The sequence below is a fragment of the Pseudoalteromonas sp. AWH4_217 genome, assembly GCF_056161105.1.
Genome location: NZ_JBSWYM010000001.1, coordinates 276,192 through 288,151, shown reverse-complemented (window position 1 = coordinate 288,151; position 11,960 = coordinate 276,192). Strand labels below are relative to the sequence as shown.

At 49.4% G+C, this 11,960-nt stretch carries 11 protein-coding genes; 6 read left to right on the top strand and 5 right to left on the bottom strand.

Going from position 1 to position 11,960, the window contains the following annotated elements:
* Positions 1–120 precede the first annotated feature (120 nt).
* Entirely contained in the window at positions 121–606 is a 486-nt protein-coding gene (locus ACXAH1_RS01245; protein WP_475193142.1) for a DUF3016 domain-containing protein, read from the top strand.
* 64 nt (positions 607–670) lie between these two features.
* Here ACXAH1_RS01245 and ACXAH1_RS01240 read toward each other — a convergent pair whose 3' ends face one another.
* Positions 671–964 carry a prephenate dehydrogenase gene (locus ACXAH1_RS01240; RefSeq protein WP_253046510.1) on the bottom strand — a complete coding sequence of 98 codons (294 nt, stop codon included), beginning with the start codon at positions 962–964 and terminating at the stop codon, positions 671–673.
* Between the two features lie 72 nt (positions 965–1,036).
* Between ACXAH1_RS01240 and ACXAH1_RS01235 the strand changes: the two genes are divergently transcribed.
* Entirely contained in the window at positions 1,037–1,234 is a 198-nt protein-coding gene (locus ACXAH1_RS01235) for a hypothetical protein (RefSeq protein WP_040644570.1), read from the top strand.
* A gap of 54 nt (positions 1,235–1,288) precedes the next feature.
* On the opposite strand, the gene epmB is transcribed toward ACXAH1_RS01235, so the two are convergent.
* Complete coding sequence (epmB, locus tag ACXAH1_RS01230; RefSeq protein WP_475193138.1) at positions 1,289–2,308, bottom strand: EF-P beta-lysylation protein EpmB; 1,020 nt, start codon at positions 2,306–2,308, stop codon at positions 1,289–1,291.
* Between the two features lie 41 nt (positions 2,309–2,349).
* Here epmB and efp point away from each other — a divergent pair, with 41 nt between their 5' ends.
* Entirely contained in the window at positions 2,350–2,916 is a 567-nt protein-coding gene (gene efp, locus ACXAH1_RS01225; RefSeq protein ID WP_253046514.1) for an elongation factor P, read from the top strand.
* A gap of 104 nt (positions 2,917–3,020) precedes the next feature.
* Positions 3,021–4,019, top strand: coding sequence for an elongation factor P--(R)-beta-lysine ligase (gene epmA / locus ACXAH1_RS01220; protein ID WP_475193136.1), 999 nt, complete (start codon positions 3,021–3,023; stop codon positions 4,017–4,019).
* A gap of 34 nt (positions 4,020–4,053) precedes the next feature.
* Here epmA and ACXAH1_RS01215 read toward each other — a convergent pair whose 3' ends face one another.
* The 3 genes from ACXAH1_RS01215 to ACXAH1_RS01205 all read right to left on the bottom strand — a co-directional run bounded on the left by ACXAH1_RS01215 (position 4,054) and on the right by ACXAH1_RS01205 (position 6,971).
* Complete coding sequence (locus ACXAH1_RS01215; protein WP_475193132.1) at positions 4,054–5,259, bottom strand: methyl-accepting chemotaxis protein; 1,206 nt, start codon at positions 5,257–5,259, stop codon at positions 4,054–4,056.
* Between the two features lie 132 nt (positions 5,260–5,391).
* Positions 5,392–6,111, bottom strand: coding sequence for a glycerophosphodiester phosphodiesterase (locus tag ACXAH1_RS01210; RefSeq protein ID WP_475193130.1), 720 nt, complete (start codon positions 6,109–6,111; stop codon positions 5,392–5,394).
* Complete coding sequence (locus ACXAH1_RS01205; protein WP_475193127.1) at positions 6,108–6,971, bottom strand: DMT family transporter; 864 nt, start codon at positions 6,969–6,971, stop codon at positions 6,108–6,110. The genes ACXAH1_RS01210 and ACXAH1_RS01205 overlap by 4 nt, the downstream gene beginning before the upstream one ends.
* A 246-nt stretch (positions 6,972–7,217) precedes the next feature.
* Here ACXAH1_RS01205 and ACXAH1_RS01200 point away from each other — a divergent pair, with 246 nt between their 5' ends.
* Both ACXAH1_RS01200 and rnr read left to right on the top strand, forming a co-directional pair.
* Entirely contained in the window at positions 7,218–9,380 is a 2,163-nt protein-coding gene (locus tag ACXAH1_RS01200) for an ATP-binding protein (RefSeq protein WP_475193125.1), read from the top strand.
* Between the two features lie 84 nt (positions 9,381–9,464).
* Positions 9,465–11,960, top strand: coding sequence for a ribonuclease R (gene rnr, locus ACXAH1_RS01195; RefSeq protein ID WP_475193122.1), 2,496 nt, complete (start codon positions 9,465–9,467; stop codon positions 11,958–11,960).

Sequence of the window (11,960 nt, the reverse complement as noted above, 5' to 3'; positions counted from 1 at the left end):
CAATTTGTCGTCAAATGTTACCTTTCATTGCGCGTTCAGCAAAAAATGCAGATGATTAAACAGTGAATGCGGCTTGGTTAATGTGACCGCAGATGGGTGAGCAACCATGAGGAGAAGACCATGAAATATCTATATGCAATCACGCTGGTTTGCCTGAGTCCTCTGACTACGCTGGCTGGTGAAACAAATGTCACCTGGCGGGATTTTAAAGAGTATCGTGATGTGGTGCCAGCCAATGAGAGCAAAGCGGGTTACCACAAGCGGATCGCTTCTCAATTTGAGAAACACCTTGGCAAGTTGATGACGGATGCGCCACAGGGTTACCAACTTGATATTACTTTTGATGATATTGACTTAGCTGGCGATGTACGTTTTAACATGCATGATATTCGCATTGTAAAGCCGATTTTCTTTCCACGCCTGAAAATCAGTTACACACTGACCGATAACACAGGTACCGTGGTCGCGCAGGCTGAGGAGATGGTGCTTAAAGACCTGTCGTTTATGGATCGGGTGAGAACCGGGCGAGACAGTGAGTTTTACTATGATAAGCGGCTGTTAAGCACTTGGTACAAAGAAGAAATCGCAGACAAATTGAAGGGGTAATTCTGAGTCATGGATTAGGGCATATTGCCGGGTTAGCTGACCCGGCTGTGTTTGATGGCGCGCACTACTTAAATGTTGCCAATAGCTGAATTAGCTGTTGGAGTTTAAAAACCGCTTTTTTAAGTTGCGCTTCGTCTAATTGCTCTGACTGGCTGAGCGCTTCGACATCAGCGGCAACATCCAGCACGTAAGGCTTGAAGCGCTTGGCAGCAAAGTCAAAACCGGCGTCTTCGGCAAATAATGCCTGGAATTTTCCGTGACCTTGTTGCTGTAGTTCGTCTAATTTTTTATCGGCATCAAGTGCTTGACGGTAAACAAGTTTTAGATTTTCATTCAGCTTTTCGATAACGGTCTGCATATTTTTCCTAAAGACTTATGTGAACTGGCCGATATTGTACTTGGATCCATCAATCTTGTCAGGTATAAGCTTATGAATATATCCGGAAGTAACCTACCTGCTATGTCTGGGACGGGGCAAAGTGGCGAAGTAATGAGCGCGCAACTAGCCAAAAAACAGCAAAAAGCAGATGGACAAGCCGCCCTGGCCTTAATTGAGTCTGCTGGAAATTCAGCTCCAGCAAAATCAACCACGGCCACCATGGGCAATAATATCAACGTCTACGTGTAGGCATTGATATGCTGTGCCTAATCTGAATTCGCAAACCTTTGTTTGCGTGTGGTATCAGGTCGGGCTCAGTCCCAAATCAATCGGCGTCTTACTAGGTTGGCCGCCGATTTCTCTTACCAGCTTGGGGACCAAAAAGCCTGGCAACGCATCCAGTAATCCGTGCATCAGCGTAATGGCCTCTTGTTCCGTGACGTCAAAATGACTCGCTCCTTCTACTTTATCCAGTAAGTGCAGGTAGTAAGGCATTATGTCCGCGTCAAACAAGGCTTCGCTCAGTGCTTGTTGAGCTATCAGGCTGTCATTAATCCCTTTGAGTAATACCGCCTGATTTAACAGCATCACGCCGGCGCGTTTGAGCTTTTGCATTGCCACGGAAAAGTGTACATCGATTTCATTGGCATGATTAATATGGTTTACCAGAACGGGCTTCAGGCGACTATGACTCAGTATATCGCATAAGCTGTCTGTGATTCTGGCCGGGATCACCACAGGTAAGCGTGTGTGTACTCTAAGGCGCCTGAGGTGTGGAATGGCTTCGAGGTGCTCAAGCAGCCAGGCAAGCATGTCGTCTTTGGCCATCAGCGGATCTCCGCCACTCAGAATGACCTCATTAATCTCGGGATGCGCCTTCAGGTAGTCGAAGACTGTGTGTAAAGTACGCTTATTGAGTTGGTTATCCTGATAGGGAAAGTGTCGACGAAAACAATAGCGGCAGTTAACAGCGCAGCCGGTTTTAAGCATCAACAACACTCTGGAACGGTATTTATGTAGCAAGCCAGGCAGTGCAGCCTGTTGTTCGTCGAGGGGATCTTTGTTAAATCCGGTTTTAGCCAAGAATTCCTGGTGCTGAGGCAGCACCTGCAGCAACAGTGGATCCTGAGCATCCCCATAGCGCATTTTTGCAATGAATGGACGTGGAACCCTAAGTGGAAACAAGCGCTTAGCGGCTAAATCCTGTTCGCTGAAGTGGCCCTCCAGACCGACCAGTTTGAGTAGTTCATCGGCACTGGTGACGACATTTGCCAATTCTTTTTGCCAGTTAGTATGCAAATTTACTTCATTTATTTGTATCATTAGCGGGTTTATTACTCGAAATACAAAGATTAGAGGATACGATGGCGAATTATAGCACCAACGAATTCAAGGGCGGCCTAAAAATTATGATCGATGGAGAGCCTTGCTCCATCCTGGAAAATGAAGTGGTCAAGCCCGGTAAGGGCCAGGCGTTTAACCGCGTTAAGATCCGTAAGCTGATCTCAGGTAAAGTTTTAGAGAAAACTTTTAAGTCTGGCGAATCGGTTGAAGGTGCGGACGTCATGGACACAGATCTGGCTTATCTGTATACAGATGGCGAGTTCTGGCACTTTATGAACAATGAGACCTTCGAGCAGATCGCTGCCGATGAAAAAGCATTGGGCGACAGCGTGAAGTGGCTGGTTGAAAACGATGTATGTACCATCACACTGTGGAATGGCAACCCAATCGCTGTGACACCACCTAACTTCGTAGAACTGGAGATCACTGAAACAGATCCTGGTTTGAAAGGTGACACTGCGGGTACAGGTGGTAAGCCTGCGACTTTGAGCACAGGAGCCGTTGTACGTGTTCCTCTGTTTGTGCAAATTGGCGAAGTGATCAAAGTAGATACGCGCAGCGGTGAATACGTCAGTCGGGTTAAGTAACCCAACCCGCTTTACAATCAGTTTGCCCAAGCATTAGGTGAACTGCTAAAGCACATAGTTAAACGGATCCCGGCAGCAGCCGGGATTTTTTGTCTGGAGTCATTATGAGTCATGCAATATCAGACACGGCATCTGAGTGCTTATGGGCACCCAGTGCCAGCATAGATACCTTACGCCAGCGTGCTGCGATCGTGGCAAAAATCCGAATGTTCTTTGCAGAACGTGATGTGTTAGAAGTGGAAACACCAAGCCTGGCACAGGCGTCAGTCACGGATGTTCACCTTGCGACTTTTTCGACCACGTTTGTCGGACCCGGTCATGCAGCGGGTACGCCTTTATATCTGCAGACGTCGCCAGAGTTTGCCATGAAGCGCTTACTGGCCGCAGGGAGTGGACCAATTTACCAGATTGGTAAAGCCTTTCGTAATGAAGAGTCAGGTCGCCACCACAATCCTGAATTTACTATGCTGGAGTGGTACCGCCCCGGATATGATGAGTTTGCACTGATGGCTGAGGTGGATGCCTTGATGCAAACTATTTTGGGCTGTCCCAAAGCCGAATCGTTGAGCTACCAGCAGGCCTTTATTCAGCATCTGGGTATAGATCCGCTCACAGCGTCGCTGAATGACCTCAGGCATCTGGCTTGTCAGCGCGGCCATGAGCACATTGCAGAACAAGAGCAACATCGCGATACGCTGCTGCAACTCCTGTTCTGTATGGAGATTGAGCCGTTAATTGGCCAGCAGGCACCGTGCTTTGTCTATCACTTTCCGGCCACTCAGGCTGCACTGGCTCAGCTCAACGCCGACGACCCGAGAGTCGCGGGGCGGTTTGAGTTGTACTATCGTGGTATGGAGCTGGCCAATGGCTTTAATGAGCTGACGGATGCGGTTGAGCAGAGCGCCCGATTTGATGAGGACAACGCACTGCGCACGGCAATGGGGCTGGCACCAGTGGCCAAAGACACGCGCTTTTTGGCGGCATTAGCACAAGGTTTGCCTGCTTGTGCCGGGGTCGCGTTGGGCGTCGATCGCCTGGTGATGCTGGCAACTGGTAAAACGCAATTAAAAGAAGTTATTGCGTTTGATATAGACAGAGCCTGAGCCAAAGGTGTTCTTCAGGGCCAGAGCGCTGGCCCTACACAAAACGTTTTAGCTCTTGTTGCGTCTTGGTGGAGCGTTGCTGTGCGTCCTGACAGTCCGCCAGGGCCGCATCTATCTGTGCTTTGGCCGACTGTCCTAACTCTACAATCCGTTGTACGGAGCCATGGGTATGTTGCTGTGTCGATTCCAGCTGATGCACTGCACTGACGATTTCTTCGAGTTGTGACTGGTTACGCTCAAAGTCCTCAGACATATCGGCAAACCCCTGTGAGGTGGTGCGAATGGCTTGCTCGGCGGAACTGGAGTGATCTATCAGCTGTTCTGACTCCTGATGCGTTTCTCCCACTAACACATCCATTTGGTTGATAAAATCACTGATCTGACGGGTCGCGTCGTTAACCTTAACCGACAGGTTGCGAACTTCATCGGCCACCACCGCAAAGCCGCGGCCAGCTTCACCAGCCCGAGCAGCTTCAATGGCGGCATTCAGCGCCAGCAGATTGGTCTGATCGGAAAATTCTTCGACCATTTTCAAAATGCTGCGAATATTTTCGCTGTTCTCTTTTAACCCTGCGACGGTTGAAGAAAAGCTACCCAGCAGATGGGTAATTTGCTGCACTTCTTTGACCAAAGTGGCCAGTGATTGTGACGAGCCGCGGACAAAATGCAGGCTTTCGGTATTGGCCTGATACACCTGGTCGGTATTGTGCACTATGCTTTGCAGGCTATGTGTGACTTGATCGCTGGCAGCGATAATGGTGTCACCTTGATCTATCTGTTGGCCACCCAGCAAGGCGGTTTGCTTCATTGAGTCGGTAACCTGTTGATTGCTGCGATTGGCTGCCTCTGCACTTTGATAGGTGGCAGCCAGCAACTCACTCAGATGCTGCGTAAAGGTATTATATTGCTCACTGAGGTCGCGAAATTCGTCGTAGGTAAATTGGGGCAGTCTGGCATCCAGATCGCCGTCCTGACGATTGATCTGTTCCAGTGTATCTCGCATGGCTTGCACGGGCCGCACAATGAGGTAGCGCATATAGAAAAAGGTGAAGATAAACGCACCGACTGAGATCAACGCAAGCAACCAGAATATCCCGGTAGATCCCCCGTGTTCAGTCAGCTCACCGTGTAGCCATAGCAAGGTGATGATTTGAAAAACTAATAAAAACCCCAGATTGCCAAAAATCTTACGGGTGAGGGTGAAGAACAAAGATTCTTCGATCAAATTGTATATGCGCATGTATAAACTCATATTTGGCTCTTCACTGTGCCTTTTAGCATACAGTATAGAGTAAACCCGGCAGGTGCAACTGTTTACAGGTTAAGCAAATTATTTTAGTCAGCGGCATAATCCGGTGAGTTGTCTACCCTGTCAATTGGCCTGAGACGAATGGTTAAGCTGCTGGATCACCATTTTGGCGTAACAAGGATAATTACTGAATATGCCGTCTACACCATAATCTAACATTAATTCAATGTCTTTGGCTTTATCGACGGTGTAAGCCAGAACTTTAAGGCCGCGTTGTTTGGCATCCTGAACAAACTCATGGTTAATGAAGTTTTTATCAATATGAATGCTTTGTGCATGAAGTTGCTGAGCAAACTGCGCATAAGTAAGCGGAATTGACGCCGTCAGTGCGCCAATCCTTACCCAGGGCAATTTCTGTTTGAGCCACAGCAACTGGTGGTGGTCAAATGACGACAGCAATAGCTGGTTTCTGGTTATCACACCACGCTGCACATTGTCTTCTATGGTTGCTACAAACTTATCCAGACTGAACGTGTGTTTGAGCTCCAGATTTATCGTGGTTTGCTGGCCGATGGTATCCAGCACTTGTTGCAGTGTAGGCACAGGCTCGTTATTACTGAGCTTGAGCTGAGACAAAGCCTCACGACTGGTTTCATTGACCTTACCCCGCCCATTGGTGGTGCGATCCAGCCAGGTATCATGAATAATGGCGTAATCATCCAGGCAACTTTGCACATCGAGCTCTACGCCGTCGACCCCCACTTCCAGTGCCGCCTGAATGGCGCTGAGTGAGTTTTCCGGATAGTTTCCACTGGCACCTCGGTGTGCAAAAACCTGGATCATAGCTTATTCCTTGTGATCGACCACGTTTCATAGCAGGCTGCACTGACAACCAGGACGCCCCCTGCCAGGGTGGTTAGAGTTATGGTTTCTGCCAACAGCATATAAGCCAACACTGTTGCGTACAAGGGTTGTAAGCAAGAAATCAGCCCTGCGGTTGTCGCTGATAAGTAACGTAAACTGGACGCAAATAACGCATGCGGGATCGCCGTAAAGGCACAGCCTGCCAGTACGATCAGAATGAGGTTATCCGTGCTTAATTCTGTCGGTGGAACCTCAACAAAAGCACACAGCATCAGGGCGGCTATCAGGGTTTGATAAAACATAGTATGTGGCCCGCCATAGCTGGAAAACAACTTTTTTTGCAACAGATTTCGCAGTGCAAATAAGACCCCGGAAATGACCCCAGTGAGTATACCCAGCGTGACTTGGTTTCCGGGATCGCTCGATGGCACAAGCAAATAAATGCCCAACATCACCACGATAGCTGTAAACACATCTTTGCGTTTCAGGCGACTGCGGAAAAATAGCGGCTCAAGCAGAACAGTGATCACTGGGTAGGTAAAAAACGCAATCACGCCCACAGCTATACCAGCCATTTGCATGGCGGCAAAATACGTCACCCAGTGCAGTCCGACGCAAATACCCAGCAGCACCACTATGGCATAATCTTTCGCCGCATTGAGCTTAAATACACTGCCTTTGAAGGCGAGTATACATGCCAGTGTGATGAAAGCGACGGCGGTACGATAGACCGTAATATCCAGCGCTGAGAGGGAGATTAACTTAGAGAATAACGCGGTACCACCGAACAGCAGTACAGCCAGGTGTAAATTAACTAATGAGGATTGTTCGGGGCGCATAGCGAACTCGGTATGTTTTTCATCAGCTTACCATGGTAAACAGATGTCACTAAAGCACAATGACAAAACACGATACTCTGGACAATGCACACACTCATGCAGTGTAAAACCTGATTTCATTGACACTTTATAGGATAAAAGGGTTAGGTGTAATCTCGTGTAATGCCGTGTGGATTAGATTTTGCTTCCTGCGAGCACAAAATTAATACTATACTAGTAGTTCTTTTTGACGATGTTTAATGCGGTATGGGCGATCCTAAACAACTTTTACAGATCCTGGCTTTAACTTCGTGCGTGTGTGCGTTGTTTATGATGGTCAACTGGTTCATTCATCGCCGCCTGCTGGGTACCGCATTATGGGCCGGCTTTTCACTCTGTACTGCGCTGGGGTGTATTTTCATCGCTTCTTTTTCCTTGCCCGTGACCTGGACCATTTTTATCCCAAACAGTCTGATCTTAATTGGTTTGTATTGCCTGAGTCGGGGCAGTGAAGCGTTTTTTTCTGTGCCGCGCCTAAGCTGGCCCTGGTGGTTACTTGGCGCCATCTTCTTTCCTGGCTACCTGTACTACACTTATATTGATGCCAACTTCATCGCCCGCGTAATACTCAATTATCTTGGCTGGGCACTGAGTATGCTCTTATGTCTGCGGGCACTTTGGCTGGGCCAGCGGCGTCAGTGGCAGAGTTTTTCTCCGGCGCACTGGGCCTTCGCCTTATCCTGTGTGTGCCTGTTTGCAGTCTTTACTGTGCGGGTGCTGATGCTCCATCATTATACTCAGCACGATAGCCTGACGACGAATAATTGGGTGAATCAGTTCTTCTCTGTGTCCGTGATTGTCATGCCTCTGATCTTGTGTTTCTCGTTATGTTTATTGTGTAGTGGGCGGCGTGAGAAAGAGCTCCATGAGTTACGCCATCGTGCCGAGCTGGCAGCACAGCATAAAGAACGCTTTCTGACTTTACTAAGTCATGAACTCAGAACGCCTTTAAATGCCATTGTCGGGCATGCCGAGTTGCTTAAACGTGCGCCGCGCGAGCCACAACAGCATGCGCAGTTTTGTGATGTGATTATTGCCACATCCATGTCGATGTCCGATCTGGCCAACCAAATTCTGTTGCAGGCACGTGGTACTGTGCCCAACACCACCGTTGAACCAGTCAATCTTGCACATCACCTTAAGGAGCTGATGACGCTTTTCAGACCGCTTGCTGAGAAAAAGCACTTAAAGCTGACGCTGACAATGCAAGGTATTGATACCAATTTACAGGTGATGCTGGACAAAGACCCTTTTACATTGGTGATCAAGAATCTGCTCTCTAATGCCATCAAGTATACGGAGCGTGGAGAGGTGGAGTTGATTGTCTATGGCTATGCGCTTAGCCAGACGCGTCATCAGCTGCGCATTGCGGTGAAAGACACCGGGATTGGACTGAGCTCAGCTCAACAACAAAAAGTGTTTGACCCCTTTGTGACCTTTGGGGCATCGCGTGCTATTGCTGACAGTGCCGGGGTGGGTCTGGCTTTATGCAAGCAGCTGTTAGAGAACATGGGGGTTGACCTGGAAGTCGAAAGCGAGCCTGATAAAGGCAGCGAATTCTTCTTTGAAATGCAGGTCAATTCGGAACTGGCTGAACAACTTGATGTGGCAGACAGTAAACCAACGTCCCTGGGGGAGGTGTCTGTATTGGTCGTGGAAGACAACCACCTGAACCGGGAAGTGGTTCGCGGATACCTCGATAATCTGGGCCTTTCTTACTGCCTGGTTGAGAACCTTGCTGCGGCCCATGCACAACTGACGCACAGCCATTTTGATGTGGTATTGCTGGATATGCATTTGCCGGATGGCCATGGGTTGGAGTGGTATCAGGCAAACTGTAACCAGCTGCCAGCCCTGGCATCTGCGGTTGTTATGGCGCTGACAGGCGATGTGGATCAGCAAGCCCGTCAGGCGTATCAGCAGGCCGGTATCTATGATTGCCTGGAAAAGCCATTGCGTATCAACGCATTGCGCCAGGCGTTAGAGCGCATTGTGCAACAGAACAATAGTGGTCTGGCTGCAACAGAAGCGGCTTATGTTGACCTGGCCTTTGTTGAGCGCCAGTTAAGTGAATCAACCGAACGCTCAGAATTTTCCTCTCGCTTAATGTACCTCAGTGACAGACTGGACTACGAGTTCGCTCAGTTGCGGGGGCTGGCTGATATTCAAGCCGATGAGTCTTTACGTGAGAAATTATTACAACTGGAGCACGAAGTTGAACAGTTAGGGTTGTATGCGCTGCGTCAGGCATTACACCAGACCAGACGGCGTGCGGCTCAGGAGCGCGACATTGACTGGTCTGCGTTGCATCAGTTTGCAAAGCAAAGTGCCTCGGCTCTGCAATCCTGCCACCAGCGCATGAATGCCTGAGTGCTTGAAAAAGCGCAAGGTTAGGTGGGCCATTGGCAGGATTTGAGTTAGAATACAGGTATAACTTCTCTACATACTCAGTGAATGTCTAAACAGGATCCTTATCTCAGCCGAGAACAAGAAAAATACGACAACCCGGTGCCCAGCCGCGAGTTTATTCTTGACCATATTCAGAAAAGCAATAACAAGACTAACTTCAATCAGCTCTGTCAGGACCTTAAGGTCTTTGAAGATGAGCGGCAAATCGCGTTTAAACGTCGCCTGAGGGCTATGGAACGTGACGGTCAGTTGTTTTTCAATAAGTTTAAATGTTACGTGATCCCAACCGAAGACGGCCTGGTAAAAGGGCGTGTCATCGGGCACCGAGACGGATTTGGTTTTCTGGAAGTAGAAGGGGAAGCCAAAGACTGGTTTATCACTAAGTATCAGATGGACAGAGTATTACACGGTGACTGGGTGCTGGCGAAAGCGGGCTCCCGTGGCTCTGGTGGCAAAGTGGATGCGCGTATTGTACGCGTGCTCGAAAAAGAACGGGCACCGCTGGTGGGGCGCTTTTTTGTTGAGCATGGCATGGCAGTGGTTGTGCCCGAAGACCCGCGCATTACTCAGGACATTATCATTTTACCTGGCAGCGAAAATGGCGCCCGTCATAATCAGATGGTCCAGGTGGAGATCACGCAAAGCCCCAGTAAGCAAATGAATGCAGTGGGTAAAGTCACAGAAGTACTTGGCGATCATATGGCGCCGGGTATGGAGATTGAAGTGGCGCTGCGCAATCATGAAATCCCCTATGAGTGGCCACAGGCGGTGCTGGATCAGGTCGCTGAACACGGCGAATTTGTTGCCGAGCCCGATAAACTTGGCCGGGTCGATTTACGTGAACTGCCGCTGCTCACCATAGACGGAGAAGATGCCCGGGATTTTGATGATGCAGTTTACTGCGAGCGTAAAAAGTCTGGCGGCTGGCGCCTGTGGGTTGCCATTGCTGACGTGTCTCACTATGTACCTAAAGGCAGTGCACTGGATAAGGAAGCTATTGCTCGGGGGAACTCAGTGTATTTCCCTGAGCAGGTGGTCCCCATGCTGCCTAAAGTGTTGTCCAATGGCCTGTGTTCTTTGAATCCACAGGTGGATCGCTTGTGCATGGTGGCCGAAATGACGGTGTCCGAAGCGGGGCGTTTGTCCGGTTACCGGTTTTATGAGGCCGTTATGAATTCTCATGCCCGCCTGACCTACACCAAAGTCCACGCGATGTTGCAGGGCGATGAAGGATTGCGTGAGCAGTATAGTGAACTGTACCCGCATATCAGCGAATTGCACCAGATGTATATGGCACTGAAATCTGAGCGACAGGCCCGCGGTGCCATTGAGTTCGAAACCCTGGAAACCCGCTTTGTTTTCAATGCCCATCGTAAGATTGAGTCGATCGTCCCTGTGGTGCGTAATGACGCGCACAAGCTGATCGAAGAATGTATGATCCTGGCGAATGTGTCGGCCGCACGCTTGCTGGAAAAACATGAAGCGAGTGCCTTGTATCGGGTGCATGACCAGCCCGATCCGGAAAAACTCAGCCAGTTTAGGTTATTTTTGCAAGATCTGGGGATCGAGAGCACGCTTGGCCATGAGCCGACTCCGTTAGAGATCACCGAAGCACTGGCTGGTTTGGGGGAGCGTCCCGAGCGAGAGCTTATCCAGACAATGCTATTGCGTTCGATGAAGCAGGCAGTGTACCAGCCAGATAACATTGGTCATTATGGCCTGGCCCTGAAAGCCTATGCACACTTTACGTCACCCATTCGTCGTTACCCGGATCTGGTGGTGCATCGTGCCATCAAAGGGATTTTGGCGGAGCAGGGACAGCAGGTGTCGGGTGCCTACGTTTATGAGAGTGATGAGGCCAACCAGCTGGGTGAACAGTGTTCAATGACCGAGCGTCGCGCGGATGATGCCACGCGCGAGGTTGCAGACTGGCTTAAGTGCGAATTTATGCAGGATCATGTAGGTGATGAGTTTACCGGAGTGATCTCCTCAGTCACTAACTTTGGTCTGTTTGTACGACTCGATGAGCTGCAAATCGATGGTATGATCCATGTCAGCAATCTGGGTCACGAATATTTCCATTTTGATGGTGCCAAATATTGCCTGATTGGTGAGCACAGTCGCAGCGTATTCAGACTCGGTGACAAGCTGAGTGTGGTGGTAAATTCCGTGAGCCTGGATGAGCGGCGCATCAATCTGGCCCTGGCGGAAGAAGCGGTGCCGGATCGCTATGCCAGACGACGTCGAAAAACAACGACAGACAGCACGGCTAACAGTGTTCGTGCACAACTGAAAGACGGCAAGATCCCGGGCAAAGCCAGCAAAGACAGCAAAGCCGATAAAGACGCGAAAGCGGTTAAAGGTGACGGGAAAAAACCGAAAAAGAGTAAGAAAACCACGCCCAAAGGCAAAGCTAAAAAAGCCAAACAAGCTGCCACTTTGACTTCTAAGAAGAAAGCCAAGAAAAGCGTCAGCAAGACTAAGGCAAAGCGGCCGGGAAAAAACGCGCGTAAAAGAAACAAATCGAGTGCGGGAGCATAA

Excerpts from the sequence above, each read along its gene's own strand:
- ACXAH1_RS01245 (WP_475193142.1), top strand. The coding sequence starts at position 121 with ATGAAATATCTATATGCAATCACGCTGGTTTGCCTGAGTCCTCTGACT.
- ACXAH1_RS01240 (WP_253046510.1), bottom strand. The coding sequence starts at position 964 with ATGCAGACCGTTATCGAAAAGCTGAATGAAAATCTAAAACTTGTTTAC.
- ACXAH1_RS01235 (WP_040644570.1), top strand. The coding sequence starts at position 1,037 with ATGAATATATCCGGAAGTAACCTACCTGCTATGTCTGGGACGGGGCAA.
- epmB (WP_475193138.1), bottom strand. The coding sequence starts at position 2,308 with ATGATACAAATAAATGAAGTAAATTTGCATACTAACTGGCAAAAAGAA.
- efp (WP_253046514.1), top strand. The coding sequence starts at position 2,350 with ATGGCGAATTATAGCACCAACGAATTCAAGGGCGGCCTAAAAATTATG.
- epmA (WP_475193136.1), top strand. The coding sequence starts at position 3,021 with ATGAGTCATGCAATATCAGACACGGCATCTGAGTGCTTATGGGCACCC.
- ACXAH1_RS01215 (WP_475193132.1), bottom strand. The coding sequence starts at position 5,259 with ATGCGCATATACAATTTGATCGAAGAATCTTTGTTCTTCACCCTCACC.
- ACXAH1_RS01210 (WP_475193130.1), bottom strand. The coding sequence starts at position 6,111 with ATGATCCAGGTTTTTGCACACCGAGGTGCCAGTGGAAACTATCCGGAA.
- ACXAH1_RS01205 (WP_475193127.1), bottom strand. The coding sequence starts at position 6,971 with ATGCGCCCCGAACAATCCTCATTAGTTAATTTACACCTGGCTGTACTG.
- ACXAH1_RS01200 (WP_475193125.1), top strand. The coding sequence starts at position 7,218 with ATGGGCGATCCTAAACAACTTTTACAGATCCTGGCTTTAACTTCGTGC.
- rnr (WP_475193122.1), top strand. The coding sequence starts at position 9,465 with ATGTCTAAACAGGATCCTTATCTCAGCCGAGAACAAGAAAAATACGAC.